This window comes from Streptomyces sp. NPDC103540 (assembly GCF_055584445.1).
Genome location: NZ_JBVJMA010000006.1, coordinates 387,335 through 408,994, shown reverse-complemented (window position 1 = coordinate 408,994; position 21,660 = coordinate 387,335). Strand labels below are relative to the sequence as shown.

The following is a 21,660-nucleotide window of genomic DNA, read 5'->3' as shown; positions in this document are numbered from 1 at the left end:
CAGCGGCCCCACCGATCAGCGGCCGCGCCGATCGGCCCCGGGGCTCGGCCCCGCCGCTCAGCCCCGCCGCACCAGCGGGAACGGCAGCGTCTCGCGGATCGTCAGACCCGTGAGGAACATGACGAGGCGGTCGACGCCGATGCCCAGTCCGCCCGTGGGGGGCATGGCGTACTCCAGGGCGTCCAGGAAGTCGTTGTCCAGCTCCATCGCCTCGGGGTCGCCGCCGGCCGCCAGGAGGGACTGGGCCGTCAGCCGGCGGCGCTGCTCCACGGGGTCGGTCAGTTCCGAGTAGGCGGTGCCGAGTTCGGTGCCGAAGGCCACCAGGTCCCAGCGTTCGGCCAGCCGCGGGTCCTTGCGGTGCTGGCGGGTGAGCGGGGAGACGTCGGTCGGGAAGTCCTTGTAGAAGGTGGGCAGTTTCGTGCGCTCCTCGACGAGGCGCTCGTACATCTCCAGGGCCACGTCGCCCCGGGTGTCCTCGGGGGCGTGCGGGACACCGGCGCGGTCGCACAGCGCGCGCAGCACGTGCTCCTCGGTGTCGGCGTCGACGACCTCGCCGAGGGCCTCGCTGATGGCCCCGTACATGGTCTTGACGGGCCAGGGTCCGGAGATGTCGTGGACGACGAGCCTGCCGTCGGGGCCGGCCTTGTGCGCGATCGGCGAGCCGAAGGCGGCGGTGGCGGCGCTCTGGATGAGTTCGCGGGTGAGGTCGAGCATCACGTCGTAGTCGGCGAACGCCTGGTAGGCCTCCAGCATCGTGAACTCGGGATTGTGCTTGTAGGAGACGCCCTCGTTGCGGAAGGTGCGGCCCATCTCGAAGACCTTCTCCATCCCGCCGACGCACAGCCGCTTGAGGTACAGCTCGGGGGCGATGCGCAGGTAGAGGTCGAGGTCGTAGGCGTTGATGTGGGTGCGGAAGGGCCGGGCGTTGGCCCCGCCGTGGATCTGCTGGAGCATCGGGGTCTCGACCTCCAGGTAGCCCCGGTCGAGCAGGCCCTGGCGCAGGGCCTGGATGGCGCTCGACCGGGCCCGTACGACGTCCCGCGCCTCGGGGCTGGCGACGAGGTCGAGGTAGCGGCGCCGGACCCGGGCCTCGGGGTCGGCGAGGCCCTTGCGCTTGTCGGGCAGGGGGCGCAGGCACTTGCCGGTGAGCTGCCAGGAGTCGACGAGGACCGACAGGGCGCCGGTGCGGCTGCTGCCGACCTCTCCGCTCGCCACGACGTGGTCGCCGAAGTCGACCTGGGTGGTGAACGCGTCCAGGACGTCGGCGCCGCTCTCGTCGCGGGTGAACATCAGCTGGGCGTCGCCGGTCCAGTCCCGGAGCACGGCGAAGACCACGCCCCCGAGGTCGCGCACGACCATCACCCGTCCGGCGAGGGTGACCTGCTCCCCGGTACGGGTGCCGGGCGGGTATCCGGGGTGCTCGGCCTTCAACCGGGCCGCGGTGTGGGTGCGCTGTCGGATGCCGACGGGGTAGGGGTCGGTGCCGGAGGCCCGGATCCGGTCCAGCTTCGCGTGGCGCACCCGTACCTGTTCGGGGAGCCGTTCGGCCGTCGGGCCGGGGGCCCCGTCGTCGCCCACGAGGTCCAGCCCCAGGGAGTCGATGGAGGGGAGCCCGGCGGTGTTGGCGGGGGCGGTCAGGCCCTTGGGGTGGCCGTTGCCCCACAGGGTGCGCAGGCTCGGGACGGAGACGAAGCCCTCCGCGATGCCCGAGGCGAGACTGACGCGGGCGAGGGAGCCGGCGTCCTGGTAGCAGAGGAACCGCGGGTACCACTCGGGGCCGTACTTCACGTTGGACCGGTACAGCGCCTCCAGTTGCCACCAGCGGGAGAAGAACAGCAGCAGCCTGCGCCACATCTTCAGCACCGGGCCGGCGCCGATCCGGCCGCCCTCCTCGAAGGCCGAACGGAACACGGCGAAGTTGAGGGAGATCCGGCGTACGCCCAGGCCGGGGGCGGCGGCGCACAGTTCGGCGACCATGAACTCCATGACCCCGTTGGGGGCGGCGCGGTCGCGGCGCATGAGGTCGAGGGAGATGCCGTCCTTGCCCCAGGGGACGAAGGAGAGCAGCGCGATCAGTTCGCCGTCCGCGTCGAAGGCCTCGACCAGCAGGCAGTCGCCGTCGGCGCGGTCGCCGAGCCGGTCCAGGGCCATGGAGAAGCCGCGTTCGGTCTCGGTGTCGCGCCAGCGGTCGGCCCGGTCCACGATGGTCTGCATCTCGTCCTCGGACAGGGCCGAGTGGCGGCGGATGAGGGTGGTGGCGCCCGCGCGCCGGACCCGGTTGACGGCCTGCCGGGTGACGCGCATGTCCCGGCCGTCGAGGTCGAAGTGGGCCACGTGCAGGATGGCCTCGTCACCGAGCTGGAGGGCGCTCAGGCCCGAGCGGGCGTACGCCGTCGCCCCGTCCTCGGAGGCGCCCATGACGGCCGGCTGCCAGCCGTGGCGGCGGGCCACGGCGAGCCAGGCGTCGACGGCGGGGCTCCAGGCGGCCGGGTCGCCCACGGGATCGCCGCTGGCCAGGCAGACGCCGGCCTCGACGCGGTAGGTGACGGCGGCCTTGCCGTTGGGGGCGAAGACGACGGCCTTGTCCCGTCGGGTGGCGAAGTAGCCGAGGGAGTCGTTGCGGCCGTAGGCGCCGAGCAGCGCCCTGATGCGGGGTTCCTCGTCGCCGTGCAGGGCGGCCGTCAGGCGCTGGGAGCGGAAGAGGGTGGCGGCGGCGTTCAGCAGGGCGAGGGCCCCGAAGAGGCCGAGCAGGAAGTACAGGGGGCGCGGCGGGTGGCCGTCGAACTGGCGCGCGGAGAAGAGGCCGCCGAAGACCTGCTTGGCGGCCCAGTCGAGCCACTGCCCCTTGGGCAGGGACCCGGGGAACAGGGCGACGAGTCCCCAGCCGAGGAAGACCGCGGCGAGCAGGCCGAGCCCGAGGACCAGCATGGCGCGCCACACGGCGCCGGGGCGGGAGGCGGCGTAGAACTCCGCGCGGGCGGCGACGAGCACCCCGAGGGCCACCACCGAGATGACCAGCGAGGGGCCGCCGATCCAGAAGTCCCCGTCGGCGAGGATCAGGACGTCGACGAGGATCAGCAGGGCCAGATAGGTGACGACGATCCACCAGGCGATCTTCTTGCGCATGCCGAGGGCGGCGGCCAGCAGGAAGAGGAACACGGCGTAGGCGAGGTTCTCGCTGACCGGCACCACGACGGCGTCGAGGAAGCGCACCACGGGGCGCAGCAACCTGCGCAGTGTCGGGGAGAGCGCCAGCAGCGCGCACAGCAGACCGAGCGCTCCGAAGAACGCGCCGAAGGCGTCCGGGACGCGGTTGAGGAACCGGTTGCGGGTCCCTCGGGTCTCCTCCACGGTGACACTCATGCTTGGCACTGTAGGGAGGGCGGCGCCGGTCCGCGCGGCGAGCCGACTAGCCTCGGACCCGTGACTGAGCACGTGAACACGGGATTCGAGCGCGGTACGGACGGCCCCAAGGTGATCCTCGCCGGGGTTGACGGATCGCAGTCCTCACTGCGGGCCGCCGCCTACGCGGCGGGGCTCGCCCGGCGCCAGAACGCCCTGCTGGCGCTGGTGTACGTCCAACCGGTCCTGGCGGCCGGGGCCTCGCTCGGCGCGCCGGTCGGCGACACCACCGGGGAGATCGCGGAGGGGATCGTCCGGGAGATCCGGGAGGCGGCGGAGCGACTCAAGGGCGTCTTCGAGGTCCGCTGGCAGTTCCACACCTTCCGCGGCGACCCTTACGCGGGCCTGGTGAGCGCCGCCGAGGAACTGCGGGCGGACGCGGTGGTGGTCGGTGCCTCCGAGCAGGCGGGGCACCGGATCGTCGGGTCGGTGGCGGTGCGGCTGGTGAAGGCGGGGCGCTGGCCGGTCACGGTCGTCCCGTAGCCGGTCCGCGCGGCGTTCAGCGGCCCATGGTCAGGCCGTCCCCGGCGGCGCCGCGGCCGAGGACGGCCTCCGCGACGCCGTCGCGGGCGCTCTCGTACTCGGCGTTGTCGGGGTCGGCGTCCAGTGCGGCGGGGAGGTTGATCACCCTGCCGATGTCGAGGTCCATCATCTGCGGGACGAACTCGGCCTTGGTGACCCGCCAGCGCTGTCCCGGCGCGGCGGGCGGCTCGAAGGTGAACCGGCCGAGGGATCCGTGGTTGCCCCTCGGGTCGCGGGCGCCGGAGTGGTCGAACATCTCCCCGGCGACCTGGTCGCCCATTCCGTAGACGATCCAGGTGCCGTTGACCTTCTCGTAGGCCTGGGGGACGTGGGCGTGCGTGCCGAGGATCATGTCGACGTCCGGGCGGTCCCCGCTGCGCGAGGCGGTCAGGGCCCGGCCGAGTTCGAGTTGGGTCCCGTCCGGTTCGGTCTGCCACTCGGTGCCCCAGTGCAGGCTGACGAGCACCACGTCGGCCCCGGCCTTCCGGGCGGCCCGGGCGTCGGCGACGATCTTCTCCTGCCGGGTCAGGTTGACCGCCCAGGGGCGGCCCTCGGGCATCGGGTAGCCGTTGGTGCCGTAGGTGTAGGCGAGGTGGGCCACCTTGGCCGAGCCGGCCGTGTAGAGGGCGGGGCGGGCCGCCTCGGCCGCGGTCCGCGCGGAGCCGGCGTGGCCCAGGCCGACCTTGTCGAAGCGGCCGAGGGTGCGGTCGATGCCGTCCGCGCCGTCGTCGAGGGTGTGGTTGGAGGCCGTCGAGCAGCCGTCGTAGCCGGTGTCCTTGAGGGCGTCGGCGATCGCGGGCGGGGAGACGAAGGCCGGGTAGCCGCTGAACGGGCCGTCGTCCTCGCCGTAGATGGTCTCCATGTGGCACAGGGCCAGGTCGGCCGCCGAGACCACGGGCTTGACGCCGGAGAACATGGGGCGGAAGTCGTGCCCGTCGCCGTCCGCGTCGCGGGCCGCGCGTGCGATGACCGAGTCGTGCGGCAGGACGTCGCCGCTCGCGACCAGGGTGAAGCCCCGGGCGGGCGGCGCCGTGCCGACGCCGGGGGTGCCTGCCGGCGCCCCGGCCGCGCTGGAGCCGAGCCGGGCGGGCGACCGGTCGCCGTGGGCGGAGCAGGCGGCGGCCGTCGCGGCCAGGAGGGTGGCCGACAGCAGGGCGAGGGCGCGCCGGGTGCGCGGGGCGCGGCCGGTGCGGTGGGTGCGGTGGGTGCGGTGGGCCATCTTTCCCGGCTCCCCTTCATATGACTATCGGATCACTTGAAATCCATAGGAGAAGGGGTCGTTCGTCAAGGAACCGGGCCGCGCGTCCGGCCCCCGCTCACCGCGATGGCCCACGGCGGACGCCGGGGCGACGGGGCGCGCCGAGGGGCCGTTCGCCGCGCCGTTCGACCGTTCGTCGCCCCTCGCGCCCGCCCACCGGACGACGCGGGTGCTTGGGCGCAACGGCGGCCTCGAACGGTTCCCGGGGCGGCTCCCCGCAGGTCAGGGTGAGTGCGTCGGGCCCCCAGCGGCCCCCGAACCCCCCAAGCGGACCCCGGAAGGAGCCACTCGTGCCGCTCTCCCCCACCCGCCGGCGCGCGGAACCCGAGGCGCTCGCCGAACTCCAGCGCGAACACGGGCGAGCCCTGTTCGGATTCCTCCTCGGCCTCACGGCGGGCGACGCGCAGCGCGCCGAGGACCTGGTGCAGGAGACCCTGGTACGGGTCTGGCAGCACCCCGAGGTGCTGTCGAGCGGGCACGAGTCGATGCGGCCCTGGCTGTTCACCGTCGCGCGGCGGCTCGCGATCGACGCCCGCAGGGCCCGCCTGTCACGCCCCCAGGAGGTCGACCCGGACGGGTTGGAGCAGGCGCCCGCGCCCCGGGACGCGGTGGCGGGATCGGTCACCGCGATCGACGTCCGCCGGGCCATGGGCAGCCTGGGCCGCGAACACCGGGACGTGCTCGTCCAGGTCTACTTCCAGGACCGTTCGGTTGCCGAGGCGGCGGCCGAGCTGGGCATCCCGGCGGGTACGGTCAAGTCCCGCACGTACTACGCCCTGCGCGCGCTCCGCAAGGGCCTCCAGGGGTACGGGCTCGGAGCCTGACCGACGGCCGCCGCGCGTCGACGCCGCTCCGGTATCACTGGAGGACCGCTCAAGAAACGCCCTGGATGCACAGGAATCGGACACAGAACGCATCGATATCGGCATCAGAGCGTGCAACTTGAGTAAACATCCCCCGCTCCGCGAGGCGCTCGGTGAAGGCTCGGGGTGACGACGGGAAGCTCGACACGCGGGAGAAGGTGGCAGCGGTGCAGCCCGAGGGTTCGTACGGCACCAGCGACGGTGGACTTGCCGTGCCCATGGCATGGCTCTACGCGGAGTACATCGCGGACGAGCTGCTGCGCACCGGCCGGCTGATCCCGGCCGGCACGGTGGAGTTCCGGGCCGGGCGCGACACGCTCGCGCTGACGATCTACCTCTCGGACTCGGCCGGCGAGCTCTCCGGGATCCGGGTGGTGTCGCAGCTCGACGAGTGGCTGTCCCTGACGGCGTACGGACACCCCTGGCGCGACTGGGTCCACACCCGCTTCCTCGCCCTGGGCGAGGAGGCCCGCGAACGCGGCCGGGGCGAGGACCCGGACCTCGAACTGGCCCGCGCCGCCTGGCGGTGGCTGGACCACACCGAGCTGTTCGCGACGAACCTCGACCCGGGCCGGCAGGGCCACGGGGTCACCCCGCCCGGTGTGGACGAGAACGCGCGCGTCTGGACCCCGGCCTGGCAACTCGGCCTGCCGCTGGGGCACCTGGCGATGCACCTGTTCTGAGGCTCCGCGACCCAGAGGGTCACGGGGGTCACCGGGGCCGAGCGGGGCCACGCGGGCTACCGGCCCGCGGGCGCCGTCGGGCCGGGCGCATCGGGTGCGTCGGGCCCGTCGGGTCCGTCGGGCCCGTCGGCCGGGTCGGTCACCAGACCGGTGAAGTCGGCCTCGTTGCGCTCCGCCCGGTTCACGTACCAGCGGGCCACGAGCCACATCACCGGGTACACCACCAGGCCGAGGGCCACCCACACCAGCGGCCCCGAGGTCGAACGGGGCAGCAGGAAGGCCGTCGGCAGCAACCCCAGCAACAGGGTGAGCGAGGCCAACGCGGCCAGGGCGGAACGCAACTGAGTGCGCATCAGCGCCCGGACGTAGGTCTCCCCGAGGGTGGTCTGCTCGGAGATCTCCGAGCGGGCCGGCGTGTGCGCGGGCGGCCGACGGCGGGTCCCCCGGGGCACCCCCGTGACGACCTCCCGTCGGGGCTGCGACGCCTGCTGCTCCTCGGCCATGGTGGCACGGAGTCTAGGGGGTTCCCCCGGCCCCTCCCGCCCCTCCCGCCGCTGCGGCTACTTGAGGAGGCGGGAGAGCCTGCGGTCCGCGAGCGGCTTGCCCCCGGTCTGGCAGGTGGGGCAGTACTGGAGCGAGGAATCGGCGAAGGACACCGAACGGATGGTGTCCCCGCACACCGGGCACGGCTCCCCGCCGCGACCGTGCACCCGCAGCCCGCTCTTCTTCTCGGCCTTCAGTTCCCCCGCGGCCAGTCCCCGGGCCCGCTCGACGGCCGTGGCCAACGTGTCGCGCAGCGCCTCGTACAGGTGCGTGACCCCTTCCTCGTCGAAGGAGGCGGCCGGTTTGAAGGGCGAGACCTTCGCCCTGTGGAGGATCTCGTCGCTGTAGGCGTTGCCGATGCCGGCCAGGACGCCCTGGTCGCGCAGCATCCCCTTGATCTGCCGGCGCTCCCCGGCCAGCAGCGCCGCGAGGTCGTCGCGCCCGAAGGCGTCCGCGAGCGGGTCGGGGCCCAGGCGGGCGATCCCGGGCACCTCGTGCGGGTCGCGCACGACGTACACGGCGAGGCTCTTGCGGGTGCCCGCCTCGGTGAGGTCGAAGCCCGCGCCGTCCTCCAGGACCAGGCGCAGCGCGAGGGGGCCCTTGCCCGGCCGGGGCGGCTGCGCGGGCAGTTCCTCCCGCCAGCGCAGCCAGCCGGCCCGGGCCAGGTGCGTGACGAGGTACAGCTCGCCGACGCCCACCGCGAGGAACTTGCCGCACCGGCCGACGGGCCCGGTGCGGCCGCCTTCGAGGGCGGTGAGCGGAGGGTCGTAGGTCTTGAGCACGCTGATGGCGAGCGGGAGGACGCGTGCGACCACCCGCCCGGCGAGGCGCGCGTCGAGGAACTCCCGCAGGGCCTCGACCTCCGGCAGCTCGGGCATCCTCCCAGCCTGCCGCCACGCCCCGCGCGGCGCGAGCCGGGGCGCGGGGCACGCCGCGCGGAGGGGGACGGCGGGCGGGCTCAGGTCATCACGAACTCGCACCACACGCACTTGCCGCTGCCCCTGGGCTCCACGCCCCACACGTCGGCCAGCCGGTCCACGAGCATCAGGCCGCGGCCCGAGACCCCGGAGTCGCCCGCCTCGCGGCGCCTCGGCAGGGCGCTGGAGCGGTCCGCCACCTCCACCCGGAGCCGGGGCTGCGGGCCGGTCAGGACGCGCAGGGTGACGATGGCGGGCCCGTCGGTGTGCATCAGGGCGTTCACGATCAGCTCGTCCGCGACGAGCTCGATCTCGTCGGCCCGCCCGCGGGCGCCCCAGGCCCGGACGGCCGCGCCGATCATGTGGCGGGCCGAGACCAGCCCTTCCGGGTCGCCGGGGGCCACGTGTTGCTGGAGCCTGCCGCCGGCCTGCGGGGCGTCCTCCCCCCGGCGGCGCAGCAACAGCAGGGCCATGTCGTCGTCGCCGCCCCGTTCGTCGACGACCTCGCACAGTCGGTCGGCGAGCAGCTGGAGGTCCGCGGGGCCGCCGCGCACCCGTTCGGTGAGGACCCGTATCCCGTCGTCGAGGTCGGCGCCGGGCCTTTCCACCAGCCCGTCGGTGCAGAGCAGGAGCGTTTCTCCCGGATCCAGCTCGACCGTGGTCACCGGATACTCCAGCCGGCCGAACTCCGCCGACAGCCCGAGCGGCATCCCGCCCTCCACCGACAGGCGCCGGCAGTCCCCGTCGCGGGTGCGCAGGAGGGGGTCGAGGTGGCCGGCCCGGACCAGTTGCAGGACGCCGGTGGACAGGTCGGCCTCCGCGTACGTGCAGGTCGCGAAGCGGTCGGTGTCGAGCTCGTGGAGGAAGACGGAGGCGCGGGCCATCACCGTGGCGGGTGAGTGCCCTTCGGCGGCGTAGGCGCGCAGCACGATGCGCAGCTGACCCATCACGGCCGCCGCGTGCGTGTCGTGGCCCTGGACGTCGCCGATGACGGCGCCGACCCTGCCGCCGGGCAGCGGGATGACGTCGTACCAGTCCCCGCCGATGTCGCGGCCCATGCGCGCGGAGCGGTAGCGCACGGCGATGCGGCCGCCGGGGACGTCCGGGATCCGCCGCGGCAGCATGGCCTGCTGGAGGCCCTCGGCGAGGTCGTGTTCCTGTTCCAGCAGCATCGCCCGTTGGAGGCTCTGCGCGATGCTGCTGCCGAGGGCGACCAGCAGGTTGCGCTCCTCCTGAGTGAAGCCGTCCTTGTCCTGGTAGAGCAGGCCGATGGCGCCGATCGGGCGGGCCTGGGCGATGAGCGGCAGGTACGCGGCGGCCGAGATCCGCATGTAGGAGATCTTCGACCACAGGGCGGGGTAGTCGGCGGCGAACTCCTCGGCCGAGTCGAGGAAACGGGGCTGGAGGGAGCGGACGACCTCGCTCATCGGGTACTGCTCGTCGATGCGGGTGTAGCGGGTGCCGGGGACGAAACTGTCGGCGGGGCCCTCGGCCACCAGGTGGATGCGGCCCGCCTCGACGAGGCCCATGACCATGCCCATGGAGCCGAGGCGTTCCAGTCCGTGGGCGTCGCCGATGACGTCGATGACGTCCCGGACGGTGCGGGCGTGCGCCAGGGCCGCCGTGGTGCTCTCCACCACGGAGGTCTGGCGGCGGCGTTCCTCGTCGAGTCCGAGGCGCTCGGCGGAGTGGCTGAGCTCCTCCGTCGCGTCCCGGACGATGCCGATGATCCGGTACGGGCGTCCGTCCGCCTCGCGCATGACCCGGCCCTGGGTGTGGGTCCAGCGCAGGGTCCCGTCGCGGCAGCGGATGCGGAAGTAGGCGCCGTAGGTGTCGACGCCGCTCTTGAGGGCGCTGGAGACGAGGGCGTCGAGCCGGGCGGACTCGGCGCGCGGCACGCGGGGCCCCAGGGACTCGGGGCGTCCGTCGTACTCCCGCGCGGTCGTGTCGAACACCTCGAGGGCGGCGGCGTCCATGTGCATGAGCCCGGTGACCAGGTCCCAGTCGAAACTGCCCATCCGGTTCAGCGACAGGGAACGGTCCGGGTGCGCGGGCCAGTCCTCCGGCAGCGATACGGTGCTCGGCACCGGTCCACCATGACACAGCGCGGGTTCAGGCGCTCTCCAGGTACTGGCCCGAGTCCATGGTCTCCTCGTCCATCGGGAATCCGTCCGGGTCCAGCGGGACCGAGGGGTCCACGAGCCCGTCGTCGGGGGAAAGGGGCAGGTCGGGGGCTTCCGGGGCCAGGTCGGTCGGTACGTCGGAGGGGGCGTCGGGCGCCTGCGGCCGCTGCTCCGCCGGGGGCCGCTGCGGGTTGGCCTGGGGGGCGGGCGGGACGCCGGGGGCGGTGGCGGGACCGTTGGCGGCGCCGCTCTCGGAGGGGCACGGCGTGCTCGGGGCGGCGGCCGACGGGGGGTCGGCGGCGGGCGGCCCGGCGGGCGGCACGTCGAGCGGGGCGTCGAGCGGGCCGTCCGGCGGCACGTCGAGCGGCGGGAGCTGCTCGTAGGGCACGTCGGACGAGGGGGCCGCGGGAGCGTCCTCGGGCAGGTCCGCGAGCGGGTCCGCCTGCGGATCGGCGGACGGGAGCGCGGCGGACGGCGGACCCGCGTGGGGCACCCCGCTCCGCGGGGCCGGCGCGACCTGCGCCTCGCCCGGCACGCCGTTGCGCATGTCGCCCTGTACGTCGCTCGGTACGTCGCCCTGTACGTCGTTCGGTGCCTCGTTCAGCGGGTCCGCCGTCCCGTCGGACGGCGCCTCCCCGGGCGCCCCGAGCGGCGGGAGCTGCTCGTACGGCACGTCCGACGTCGGCGGGTCCGTCGGCGGGGCCGTCTCCGGCAGGTCGGCGGGCGGGCCCGCCGGGGGCGCGGGCGGCGCGGCCCGCGGCCCGGTGCGTTCCGGACCGCCGCGGCCGGCCGCGCCGCCGGCGCACGGGTCGGAGGAGGAGGGCGTGTTCGGGGTGAGGGGGCCGTTCGGGATCCCCTCGGCCGGGTCGAAGCGGGGCACCACCTTCGGGGTGCGGTCCTGCGCGCCGTCGTCGCCGATCCGACGCTCGATCCAGGTGTTGTCGGCGGTGTTGACGATGAGCAGGTGGGTGAGGACCTGGGCGGCGGGCTCGATCACGGTGACCTGGTTGGCCTGGTAGCCGTTCCACTGGTCCCCCTTGAGCACCGGGTCGCCCTTCGCGGCGCGCGGCGCGCCGATCGGGTTGCCGCAGGCGCAGCGGACACGGGGCATGCCGTGCTCGTCGACGAGGACGGCGGTGCCGGCCTGGAGCACGGCCTGGTATCCGGCGGGCCCGCCGTCGCGGAAGCCGTGGTCGGTGACGCGGGTGTCGGCACGCAGCACCACGGGGGTCAGTGCGCGCAGGAACTGCGGGAGGGTCTCCTGGCCCACGCCGGAGGCCTGGGCGAAGGCCCGGGACTTCGCGTCGTCCGTGGTGAGGAGGTTGACCTGGCGTTCGACGTCGCAGCTGCCGAGCCGGTTGGTCCCGCCGTACAGGCCGGGGGTGGCGGCGGCGATGGTGCGGATGCCCCGGCCGGTCCGGTTGGGCACCGGGGGCTGGACGGGCGCGGATTCGGCGGTGGCCGTCGAAGGGGTGAACGGGTCGGGTCCGGGGGCCCCGACCGGCTGGAGGAGCACCTCCTGACTCTCGGCCGCCGCGCCCTTGGTCTGTTCGTGGCCGGATCCGCCGCAGCCCGAGGCGAGCAGGCCGGCCAGGGCGAAGAGGGCCGCGCAGGCCGGTACATGACGGCGTGGCGCCTGACGGGGTGTCGGTGCGGACACGGCATGCATGTCGTTCACGCTTTTCTCCCTTTTCGCCCCGAGTTGTTGTCTCTTGTCTGCCGCATACGCCACGGGCCCGCAAGTGGAGTGGGGCGAAGGGGCCCCTCGATGCCCCGAACAGCGTCTTGAACATGTTCAACAAACCCCGTAGGGTCGCACTCACGACTTGAACACGTTCAAAGGAGTGGGTCGTGACGGTACTCGTGAACCTGATCGTCACCCTGGGGATGTTCTACGTGGTCCCCGTGGGCCTGCGCCTGATCGACCCGGACGGGCTCGCCCGCGCGGCCCGGCTGTGGCCCCTGGCCGCCCTGCCGGCCGCCGTCTGCCTCTGGCTCCCGCGCGGCGGGGCCGCCACCGCGCTCGCCGGCGCGTACGCCCTGGCGGCGGTGGCCCTGGCGGCGGTGGCGGTCGCCCGGCTGTGGCGCGCCGCGCGCGCCGGCCGGTGGGGCGGATCGCGGGGGCCGCGGGAGGTGGCCGCGTTCACCGCGCTCCTCTCGCCGTCGGTCGCCGCCGCGGCCCTGGTCGCCGAACGCGCCGGGTACCGGCTGTTCGGCTTCGACCTCGACATCCTCGCCCTGACCGTGCCGCACTTCCACTACGCCGGTTTCGCGGCGGCCCTGATCGCCGGGCTGGTGTGCCGGGCCGCGCCCGGGCGGCGCGGAGCGCGCGGGGCGGCGTACAGCGTCCCGGCCGGGACGCTGCTGGTGCTGCTGGGCTACTTCGTCGACGACTGGGCGGAGCTGCTGGGCGCGGCGGTGCTGACCGGCGGGATGTGGGCGGTGGCCCTGACGACCTGGCGGGAGCTGCTCCCGCGGGAACGCGACCGTACGACGGCGGCGCTGCTCGCCGGCTCGGCCGCGGTGCTGGTGGCCACGATGCTGCTCGCGCTGTGGTGGGCGGTGGGCGAGGCCACCGGGATCGTCCACCCGACCCTGACCTGGATGGCGGCCACCCACGGGCTCGGCAACGCGCTGGGGTTCGCCGTGTGCGCGCTGCTGGCCTGGCGCCGACGGGCCGCCGCCACGAGCACCGCTCGGGCCCCCGAACCGAGCGGCGACCCGAGCGGCGGACCCACCGGCGACCCGACCACCGGCGACCCGACGACCGGCGACCGGATCGCCGAGGCCGGCCCGGCCCCCGCCGTCGCGCGCACCCCCTGACCCGCCGCCCCTCCTCTCCCCCGCACCGCCCCCACCGCCCGCACCCGCACCACCCGCCCCGACCGAACGGAGACCACCCCATGACCCGCCTCACCGCAGCCGCCGCCGTGGCGAACGGCGTCACCTACCCCCACCGGGGCGCGACGGCCCGCCGGCCGCTCCCGGACGGGTACAACCACCTCCACCACCGCACCCGGATCGGCCGGGGGCGGGCCGCCTTCGAGGCCGCCGGCACGGCCGTCACCACCTTGGACGCCCACCGCGCCTCGGGCCTGCGGGTCCGCGCCGACTCGGGCGCCGTGCGGCCGGGCACCCGCGTGGAGGTGGGCCTGGGCGTGGGCCCGCTGCGCGTCTCCGTCCCGTGCGAGGTGATCTGGACGGCGTACGAGCCCACCCGCACCGGGTTCGCCTACGGGACGCTGCCCGGCCACCCCGAGTGCGGGGAGGAGTCCTTCGTCGTGGAGATCGACGACGCGGGCGCCGTCTGGTTCACGGTGACGGCCTTCAGCCGACCGGTCGCCTGGTACACCCGCCTCGCGGGGCCGGTCGTCCCCGTCCTCCAGCGCGGCTACGCCGCCTGGCTGGGCCGCAGGCTGCGCGCGCAGGCCGGCGCCGCCTGATACTGGAGGGGATGGACTGGTTCACGGCGCCCGGCTACTGGTTGGGCCGGCTGGTCTTCCAGCGGGCCCTGGCCGGGGTGTACCTCTGCGCCTTCGTCGGGGCCGCCCTCCAGTTCCGGGCCCTGATCGGGGCGCACGGCATGTTGCCCGTCCCCCGCTACGTCCGCCACGTCCCCTTCCGGCACGCCCCGAGCCTGTTCCAACTGCACTACTCGGACCGCCTCTTCGCGGTGTGCGCCTGGTCCGGGGCCGCCGTCGCGGCGGCCCTCGCGGCCGGGGTGGGCGACCTGGTGCCTTTGGGCGTCGCCATGGCGCTGTGGGCGCTGCCGTGGCTGCTGTACCTGTCCATCGTCAACGTGGGCCAGACCTGGTACTCGTTCGGCTGGGAGTCGCTACTGCTGGAGGTCGGGTTCCTGGCCGTGTTCCTCGGCAACGCCGCCATCGGTCCACCGGTGTTGGTGCTGTGGCTGCTGCGGTGGGTGTTGTTCCGGGTCGAGTTCGGCGCCGGGTTGATCAAAATGCGCGGCGACCCCTGCTGGCGCGCGCTGACCTGCCTCTACCACCATCACGAGACGCAGCCGATGCCCGGGCCGCTGAGCTGGTTCTTCCACCGCCTCCCCCGGCCCCTGCACCGGGTGGAGTGCGCCGCGAACCACGTGACCCAACTGCTGGTTCCCGTTCTGCTGTTCACCCCGCAGCCGGTCGCCTCGTACGCCGCCGGGATCATGGTCGCCACCCAGTCGTGGCTGGTGTTGTCGGGGAACTTCGCGTGGCTGAACTGGCTCACCATCGCGCTCGCCCTCTCGGCCGTCGATTTCACGGGCCTCGCGGGACCGCCGCCGGCAGCCGCCTCGCGGCCGGCGCCCCTGTGGTTCGTCGCCCTGGCGTGCGCCGTCACGGCGCTCGTGCTGGTGCTCAGCCGGCATCCGGTGGCCAACCTGGTCTCGCGGCGCCAGGTGATGAACCGCTCCTTCGACTCCCTGCACCTCGTCAACACCTACGGGGCCTTCGGCACGGTCGGTCGGATCCGCGACGAGGTGGTCGTGGAGGGCACGGCGGACCGGGTCCCGCGCGAGGAGGCGGAGGGCGGCACGTGGCGGGAGTACGGCTTCAAGGGCAAGCCCGGCGACGTCCGCCGGACCCCGCGCCAGTTCGCCCCGTACCACCTGCGGCTCGACTGGCTGATGTGGTTCGCGGCGCTGTCGCCGGGCTACGCGCGGGACTGGTTCGGCCCGTTCGTGGAGCGGCTGTTGGCGGGCGACCGGGACACCCTGCGACTGCTGCGCCACAATCCCTTCCCGGACGCCCCGCCGCGGTTCGTGCGGGCCAGGCTCTACCGCTACCGGTTCACCACCTGGCGCGAGCGGCGCGAGACGGGCGCCTGGTGGCACCGCACGCTGCTGCGCGAGTACCTCCCGCCGACCCGTCTCGCGCGGGGGCGCTCAGTCGAGCCCGAGTAGCGCGGCCTCCCGCTCGGGCGCCAGCCCCTTGGTGGAGCGGTCGGGGCGCTGGGGGGCCTCGCCGCCGATCGAACGCAGCCAGCTCCAGGTGTCGGCCACCGTCTCCTCGACGGGGCGGCACACCAGACCGCTCGCCAGGGCCTTGCCGACGTCGCCGGCGAACATGTAGTCGTGCGGCTCGCCCTCCCGGATCCACACCGGCAGCTCGATCCACGGTTCGATGCCGGCCGCCTCGATGGCGGCGGGGTCCGTCCAGCGGGGTTCGGCGACGGACCCGGCGGAGGCGACGCAGGCGTCGAGGAATCCCCCCATCGTGGCGTGGCCGGGGGCGGAGGCCAGGTTGTAGGCCCCGCCGAGGCCGGCCGCGAGGGCGTCGAGGGTCCAGCGCGCGAGGTCGCGTACGTCGATGTACTGGATCGGCAGGTCACGGGGGCCGGGGGCGAGGAACGGGCCCTCGCGCGCGACGCGGTCGAGCCACCAGGGCAGCCGGCCGGTGTTCTCGTACGGGCCGAGGATCAGGCCGGCGCGCACCAGCAGGGCGCGGTCCCCGAAGGCCGCCTCGGCGGCGAGTTCACCGCCGCGCTTGTCCTGCGCGTAGCCGACGGCCTCGGCGTCGGGCGATCCCTCCACCACCGGGCCGTCCTCGGCCATGCCCGGCGGCGCGGGGTAGATGTACACGGAGCGGCTGGAGACGTACGCGTACCCTCCGGCGCGGTCCGCGAGCAGGCGGGCGCTGTCGCGGACGACGTGGGGGGCGCCGCTCCAGGTGTCGACGACGAGGTCCCACTCCCCCTCGGCCAGGGCGTCCAGGCCGCCGGGGGCGGTGCGGTCCCCGTGGACCGCGGTGGTCCCGGGCGGGGGCGCGTGGTGTCCCCGGTGGAAGACCGTCACTTCCCAGCCCCGGTCCAGGGCGTCCTCGGTGATCGCGCGTCCGACGAATTCGGTTCCGCCCAGCATCAGCAGTCTCATGCCTCGACCCTGCCCGGTGCGGGCCCCGGGCGACAGCCTTGATCGCCGAGAGCGATGACGCCGAGGGCGTAGCGCGATCGGGAACCGCGCGCACGCCACGCCCCCGTCACCGTCGGGTGCGGGGGCGCGGTTCAGGCCCGTGGGGGTGGGCCGCCGGGCGTGGGGTGCCCGAGGTCCGGGTGTCCGATGCTCGGGTGGCGAACCTCGGACTTCGGGCGTCGGGGCTAGTCGACGCTCGGCAGGATGTGGGGTTCCGCCAGGTCGTCCTCGTAGCCGGCCAGTCGGATCGGGGCCGAACGGGCCCAGACGTCGAGGCTGCCGAGCTCGTCGGACCGGGTGCCTGCCCCCGGTGCCGTGCGCTCCATGGTCGGGTCGGGCTTGGTCATTTCAGTCACCGCGCACTCCCTTGTGTCGCGTAACCCGGCGGGCTCGTCCGCGCGCCGGAGTAGGGATATAGAAGGTTTTCCGGACGCGGTGGCGCCATGGTGGAGCGGGGCCCGGGTGGGGCCTCCTTGCCGCTCAGGGTACACATATGAGCGGGGTTCCGCTCGATGGATCGGTAAAATCCGCGCTGGACCGCTGGTTTTCGCCGTGAGTTCGGTAACGCGTACGCCGGTGGGTCCGCTGGTACTGATCTGCTCGGCGATGGCGGCGCGCGAGCGCGGACGACGGGAGGGGTTGGGGTGGCGAGTTCCGGAGTTCCCTTGGTCCGCAGTGTGGACGAGTTGATGGAACTGCTGCACGCGCGGCTTGGGCACGGACTGCGGACGGCGGCGCTGCTGCGACGCTCTCACCCGTTCGACAAGGAACTCCAGGTCGCGGGGCTGCTCCAGGGCCTCGACGGGCCGACGGGCGACGGCACGGCCACCGCCGGAGCCGTGCGGGAACTGCTCGGCGAACGCGTGGCGCGACTGCTCCGGGCGGGTGACGCGGAGGCCGACGACCCGGACGCGGAGGCCCTGTCGACGGCCGCGCGGACCGACGCGCTCACGGGTTCCGAGGCCGGCCTCGTGGAGGACTGGCGTCCCGTCCTCGAACTGATCGTCGCCGGGGCGTACCACCGCTGAACCACACACCCGTACGGGTGAATTCAGCGGCGCGGCGCGCCCGGGCCCGACGGCGGCCCCGTACGCGGACGGCCCCGCGGGCCGGGGCGGCCGTGGAGGGCCGGGCCGGGCTCGCGGGACCGGGGTGCCGATCGCCGGTGCGGACCGTCGGGCCCGCGGGAGGCGTCCTACCAGTTGGCGGGGGCGTAGTCCTTGAGGAAGACGCCGTACAGGTCCTCGCCCTCCTCGCCGCGCACGATCGGGTCGTAGACGCGGGCCGCGCCGTCGACCAGGTCGAGCGGGGCGTGGAAGCCCTCCTCGGCGAGGCGCAGCTTGTCGAAGTGCGGACGCTCGTCGGTGATCCAGCCGGTGTCGACGGAGGTCATCAGGATGCCGTCGCTCTGGAACATCTCCTGGCCGCTGGTCCGCGTCACCATGTTCATCGCGGCCTTGGCGGCGTTGGTGTTCGGGTGCCCCGCGCCCTTGTAGCCGCGGCTGAAGACGCCCTCCATGGCCGAGACGTTGACGACGTACGCCCGCCCGCTGGACGCCTTGCGCGCGGCCTCGGCCATGGCGGGGCGCAGGGCACTGATCAGGATGAACGGCGAGGTGTAGTTGCACAGCTGGGTTTCGAGCAGCTCCACCGGGGAGATCTGGTCGATGGTCTGCACCCAGGTGTTGCTGTCGACGACGTCGGGCAGCAGGCCGCCCGCGTCGATGGCGGTGCCGGCGAGGTGCCGCTCGAGGCTGGCGTTGCCGGCGACCAGCGCGAGGTCGGCGACCTTCTGGGCCTCCAGTCCGCTCACGCCGACGGGCAGGGCCGCGAGACCGTCGACCGCGCCGGAGTTGAAGGCGCCGATGACGTGGTGGGCGGGCAGCTCGCCGGCGGGGAGCGGGGCGCTCTCGCCCTCGACCAGGGCCGCGTAGGCGGTGGGCAGGCGGCGGACGGTCTGCGTGGCGTTGTTGACGAGGATGTCGAGCGGGCCGGCGGCGGCCAGCTGGTCGGCGAGGGCCACGGCCTGGGCCGGGTCGCGCAGGTCGATGCCGACGACCTCCAGGCGGTGCATCCAGTCCGCCGAGTCCTCCATCGCCTTGAAGCGACGGATGGCGTCCTTGGGGAAGCGGGTGGTGATCGTGGTGTGGGCCCCGTCGCGCAGCAGCCGAAGCGCGATGTACATGCCGATCTTGGCCCGGCCGCCGGTGAGCAGCGCGCGCTTGCCGGTGAGGTCGGCGCGGGCCTCCCGCTTGGCCCGGTTCACGACGGCGCACGCGGGACAGAGCTGGTGGTAGAAGTAGTCGACCTCGACGTACCGCGTCTTGCAGACGTAGCAGGAGCGCGGGCGCTGGAGTATTCCGGCGATCCGGCCGGCCTCGGTGACGGAGGTGGGCAGGATGCCCTCGGTCTCGTCGTCGATGCGTTCGGCGGAGCCGGTCGCGGTGGCCTCGGTGACGGCCTTGTCGTTGGCGGTCTTGGAGGCGCGGCGCTCCTGGCGCCGGCGCTGCTTCACCGTGCGGTAGATGCCGGCGGTGGCACGGCGTACGGTGATGGCGTCCGGGTGGTCGACGTCGATCTTGTCGAGCTCGTCGAGCACGCTGAGGCACACGGCCAGCCGCTCGGGGTCGATGCCCGGCCCGTGGGCGTGCCCGTGGTCCTGGCTGTCTTCGGTCACCGTCATGGCCGCTGCCGTTCCCTGTTCACTCGTCCGCGTCCGCTTGCTGCGGAAGTCCCCAAAACGGCAACTGTACGGAGCCGACACGCCCGGGATCAAACCCGTCCCCGCACGCCTCACCCACCGCGAGCGCGCTGTCACGATCCGGATCGTTTCGTGATGTTCCGTGCCCTGTTCCGACAGCGCAGGCGCTGGTGTCGCGCCGCGCCGCGGACGTCGGTGGGGTCCCCGTCCGCGACCGGTCGGGAGCCGGCCGGAAATCGACTCCGGCCGGATCCGCCGTGCTCCCGCCGGAGTACTCCTGGAGGGCGACTCGGGAACCGATCAAGAAGCCTCCGGGCGGATGAATCGCCCGCCGCCGTGGGGCATGGTGGATTTCATGAGTGCCCTGAGCCTGTCGGTTCTGCTGTGCCTGGTGTCCGCCGTCGCGTACGCGGGCGGTGCGATCGTCCAGGAGCACGTCGCGGCGAGCTCCCCCGAGCGCGCCTACGCGCCGCTGCGCCGCGTCGCCTGGTGGGTGGCCGTGGGGCTGAACGGTCTCGGGGCCCTGCTCCACGTGCTCGCCCTGGCGTACGGGCCGCTCAGCCTGGTGCAGCCGCTGGGCGCGCTGACCATCGTGTTCGCGCTCCCGATGGCGGCCGTCCTCGTGGGGCGCCGGGCGGGGGCCGCCGCCTGGCGCGGGGCGCTGATCGCCACCGTCGGCCTGGCCGGGCTGCTCGCGCTGACCGGGGGCGAGGGCCGGGGACGCCAGGCCCTGGAGGGCGGCGAGCGGGGGCTGCTGCTGACGGTGACCGCGGCCTCGGTCGCCGCGCTGTTCCTCGCCGCGCACCGGGCGCACCGGCCGGTGCTGCGCAGCGTGCTGCTGGCCGCCGGCGCGGGTACGGCCTTCGGCATGGCCTCGGTGTTCACGAAGGCGGTGGCGGAGGCCTTCACGGCGGGAGCCGTGTCCGCGGGCGCCGTGTCCGCGGGCGCCGCCTCGTCCGGCGCGGTGTCCGCCGGCGCCCTGTCCTCCATCGCCCCGGACGCGGTGGCGATCGCCGTGCTGGCGACCGGCGGGCTGCTGCTGTCCCAGGCGGCCTACCGGGGCGCCGGGCTGACGGCGCCGCTGGCCACCGTCACGGTGGTCAACCCGGTGGTCGCGGCGGCGGTCGGGATCTCCCTGTTCGACGAGGGCTTCCGGTACGGGGCCGCGGGCACCGTGGCCGCGCTCGCCAGCGGCGCCCTCGCGGCGGCCGGCCTGGTCCTGCTCACGGCCGTGCCGCCGCACGCGCGGGGGTCAGATGGAGACGCCCTTGCCCCGCAGGTACTTCAGGGGGTCGATGTCGGAGCCGTACCCGGGCCCGGACCGCATCTCGAAGTGCAGGTGGGGGCCGCTGCTGTTGCCGGTGTTGCCGGAGCGGCCGATCCGCTGACCGCCGGAGACCTGCTGTCCGGCCTTGACCCCGAGCGCGGACAGGTGGGCGTACTGGGAGTAGCGGCCGTCGGTGTGCCGGATGACGACCTGGTAGCCGTAGGCCCCGGCCCAGCCGGCCGACTCGATGGTGCCGGAGGCGACGGCCTTGACGCTGGTCCCGGTCGGCACCGGGAAGTCGACGCCCGTGTGGTAGCCGCTGGACCAGGAGGAACCCGCGACGCGGTAGGCGGTGCCGATGGCGCCGTCGACGGGGGCGCTGAACCCTCCCGCGGCGGGCTTCTGCTGCGGTGAGGCGGGCTTCGCGGCCTGCTCGGGCTTCGGCTTCTCGGCGGGCTTCTGTGCCGGCTTGCTCGCCTCGGGCGTCGGCTTGGGCGCGGGCGTCGTCCGCTCCGGCGTCGGCTCGGGCGCGGGCCTGGTCTGCTCCGGCTTCGGCGCGGCCGGCTCGACGGGCTTGACCGGCTCGGCGGTGCGCGGCGGCTTCTCCGGGTTCTGCGCGGGCGGGGCGACCGGGGCGGTGGTGACGCGCAGGGTGAGCCGCTGCCCCGGGAAGATCAGGTTCGGGTTGGCGCCCACCGTGGCCCGGTTGGTCTCGTAGAGAGCCTGCCAGCCGCCCTCGACGCGCTGGTCGGTGGCGATCGCCGACAGGGAGTCACCGGGGGCGACCACGTACGGGTTCGGCAGGACGGAGGTGCCCGTCGGACGGGGTGCTGTGACCGGCACCGGGGTGGTGGCCTTGGTCGGCAGCAGCGCGTCCATCGGCGCCTGCGCGGTCCCGGACGGCTTCGCGGAGGGCTCGGGCGAGGTCGGGGCGGAAGGCCGCGCGGACGACTGCGCGGAGGGCGCGGCCGAGGGCTTCGTCCCGGGCGCGGCGACGTTCACTGCGGGCGCGGGCCCGCTGCGGCTGAGCCCCGCCTGGGGCCCGCAGGAGGGCCACGCCTTGGGCCCCTGCCCCTTGAGGACCTTCTCCGCGACGGCGATCTGCTGTTCCTTGGTCGCCAGGTCGGCGCGCGGCGCGTAGGTGGTGCCGCCGAAGGCCTTCCAGGTGCTCTGGCTGAACTGGAGGCCGCCGTAGTAGCCGTTTCCGGTGTTGATCCGCCAGTTGCCGGTCGACTCGCAGGCCGCGACGTCGTTCCAGGTGTCCACGGAGGCCGCCTGGGCGACCCCGGTTCCGATGAAGGGGAGGGCGATCCCCGCGCCACCGGCCGTGACGGCCAGCGAGGCCCGGTTGATGCTGCTCGGCTGGTACCGGCGGTGCCGGCCCCGTACACCCATGGGAGCCCCCCTGGAAGACATCAGGAACCGCACAACCTAACGCCGCGGCACTTCGCCGGCAAGGGCGACAACCAG

17 protein-coding genes and 1 pseudogene are annotated in these 21,660 nt (G+C 74.2%); 8 read left to right on the top strand and 10 right to left on the bottom strand.

Annotated features, from left to right (window positions below; genetic code table 11):
* Window positions 1-57 precede the first annotated feature (57 nt).
* Window positions 58-3,363 (bottom strand): bifunctional lysylphosphatidylglycerol synthetase/lysine--tRNA ligase LysX, encoded by a 3,306-nt coding sequence (gene lysX, locus ACZ6ZI_RS17440; protein WP_469521378.1) that lies wholly within the window; start codon window positions 3,361-3,363, stop codon window positions 58-60.
* A 60-nt stretch (window positions 3,364-3,423) separates the two neighbouring features.
* Between lysX and ACZ6ZI_RS17435 the strand changes: the two genes are divergently transcribed.
* A complete protein-coding gene (locus tag ACZ6ZI_RS17435) occupies window positions 3,424-3,885 on the top strand; it encodes a universal stress protein (protein WP_469521376.1) in 462 nt (153 codons plus the stop codon).
* A gap of 16 nt (window positions 3,886-3,901) precedes the next feature.
* Here the strand turns inward: ACZ6ZI_RS17435 and ACZ6ZI_RS17430 are convergent, their stop codons facing one another.
* Entirely contained in the window at window positions 3,902-5,143 is a 1,242-nt protein-coding gene (locus ACZ6ZI_RS17430; protein WP_469521374.1) for a CapA family protein, read from the bottom strand.
* A 329-nt stretch (window positions 5,144-5,472) separates the two neighbouring features.
* Here ACZ6ZI_RS17430 and ACZ6ZI_RS17425 point away from each other — a divergent pair, with 329 nt between their 5' ends.
* Window positions 5,473-6,006, top strand: a complete 534-nt coding sequence (locus tag ACZ6ZI_RS17425) for a sigma-70 family RNA polymerase sigma factor (protein ID WP_363059069.1) — start codon at window positions 5,473-5,475, stop codon at window positions 6,004-6,006.
* Between the two features lie 257 nt (window positions 6,007-6,263).
* The gene (locus ACZ6ZI_RS17420; RefSeq protein WP_363059151.1) at window positions 6,264-6,728 is read left to right on the top strand and encodes a hypothetical protein; all 465 of its coding nucleotides are present in this window, start codon (window positions 6,264-6,266) and stop codon (window positions 6,726-6,728) included.
* A 56-nt stretch (window positions 6,729-6,784) separates the two neighbouring features.
* Here the strand turns inward: ACZ6ZI_RS17420 and ACZ6ZI_RS17415 are convergent, their stop codons facing one another.
* The 4 genes from ACZ6ZI_RS17415 to ACZ6ZI_RS17400 form a co-directional block, all read right to left on the bottom strand.
* On the bottom strand, window positions 6,785-7,231 hold the full coding sequence (locus ACZ6ZI_RS17415) for a hypothetical protein (protein ID WP_469521370.1): 447 nt from the start codon (window positions 7,229-7,231) through the stop codon (window positions 6,785-6,787).
* Window positions 7,232-7,288: 57 nt separating this feature from the next.
* Entirely contained in the window at window positions 7,289-8,149 is an 861-nt protein-coding gene (locus ACZ6ZI_RS17410; protein WP_469521367.1) for an Fpg/Nei family DNA glycosylase, read from the bottom strand.
* An 80-nt stretch (window positions 8,150-8,229) separates the two neighbouring features.
* A complete protein-coding gene (locus ACZ6ZI_RS17405) occupies window positions 8,230-10,293 on the bottom strand; it encodes a SpoIIE family protein phosphatase (RefSeq protein WP_469521657.1) in 2,064 nt (687 codons plus the stop codon).
* A 7-nt stretch (window positions 10,294-10,300) separates the two neighbouring features.
* Entirely contained in the window at window positions 10,301-11,980 is a 1,680-nt protein-coding gene (locus ACZ6ZI_RS17400) for a DUF6777 domain-containing protein (protein ID WP_469521654.1), read from the bottom strand.
* A gap of 182 nt (window positions 11,981-12,162) precedes the next feature.
* Here ACZ6ZI_RS17400 and ACZ6ZI_RS17395 point away from each other — a divergent pair, with 182 nt between their 5' ends.
* From ACZ6ZI_RS17395 to ACZ6ZI_RS17385, 3 genes are all read left to right on the top strand, one after another.
* Entirely contained in the window at window positions 12,163-13,134 is a 972-nt protein-coding gene (locus ACZ6ZI_RS17395; RefSeq protein ID WP_469521362.1) for a YndJ family protein, read from the top strand.
* Window positions 13,135-13,214: 80 nt separating this feature from the next.
* Window positions 13,215-13,754 (top strand): DUF1990 family protein, encoded by a 540-nt coding sequence (locus ACZ6ZI_RS17390; RefSeq protein WP_469521359.1) that lies wholly within the window; start codon window positions 13,215-13,217, stop codon window positions 13,752-13,754.
* 11 nt (window positions 13,755-13,765) lie between these two features.
* On the top strand, window positions 13,766-15,214 hold the full coding sequence (locus ACZ6ZI_RS17385) for a lipase maturation factor family protein (protein WP_469521357.1): 1,449 nt from the start codon (window positions 13,766-13,768) through the stop codon (window positions 15,212-15,214).
* On the opposite strand, the gene ACZ6ZI_RS17380 is transcribed toward ACZ6ZI_RS17385, so the two are convergent.
* Window positions 15,197-16,183 carry an NAD-dependent epimerase/dehydratase family protein gene (locus ACZ6ZI_RS17380; protein ID WP_469521353.1) on the bottom strand — a complete coding sequence of 329 codons (987 nt, stop codon included), beginning with the start codon at window positions 16,181-16,183 and terminating at the stop codon, window positions 15,197-15,199. The genes ACZ6ZI_RS17385 and ACZ6ZI_RS17380 overlap by 18 nt on opposite strands.
* Before the next feature lie 224 nt (window positions 16,184-16,407).
* Complete coding sequence (locus ACZ6ZI_RS17375; protein ID WP_469521686.1) at window positions 16,408-16,578, bottom strand: hypothetical protein; 171 nt, start codon at window positions 16,576-16,578, stop codon at window positions 16,408-16,410.
* Between the two features lie 333 nt (window positions 16,579-16,911).
* On the opposite strand from ACZ6ZI_RS17375, the gene ACZ6ZI_RS17370 reads away from it, so the two are divergent.
* On the top strand, window positions 16,912-17,250 hold the full coding sequence (locus tag ACZ6ZI_RS17370; RefSeq protein ID WP_469521651.1) for a hypothetical protein: 339 nt from the start codon (window positions 16,912-16,914) through the stop codon (window positions 17,248-17,250).
* 167 nt (window positions 17,251-17,417) lie between these two features.
* On the opposite strand, the gene ACZ6ZI_RS17365 is transcribed toward ACZ6ZI_RS17370, so the two are convergent.
* Entirely contained in the window at window positions 17,418-18,905 is a 1,488-nt protein-coding gene (locus ACZ6ZI_RS17365) for an SDR family NAD(P)-dependent oxidoreductase (RefSeq protein WP_363059085.1), read from the bottom strand.
* Between the two features lie 337 nt (window positions 18,906-19,242).
* On the opposite strand from ACZ6ZI_RS17365, the pseudogene ACZ6ZI_RS17360 reads away from it, so the two are divergent.
* Window positions 19,243-20,064, top strand: a pseudogene (locus ACZ6ZI_RS17360) (DMT family transporter); the annotation flags it as partial.
* Between the two features lie 111 nt (window positions 20,065-20,175).
* On the opposite strand, the gene ACZ6ZI_RS17355 reads toward ACZ6ZI_RS17360, so the two are convergent.
* Window positions 20,176-21,585, bottom strand: coding sequence for a transglycosylase family protein (locus tag ACZ6ZI_RS17355; protein ID WP_469521350.1), 1,410 nt, complete (start codon window positions 21,583-21,585; stop codon window positions 20,176-20,178).
* Between the last annotated feature and the right edge of the window lie 75 nt (window positions 21,586-21,660).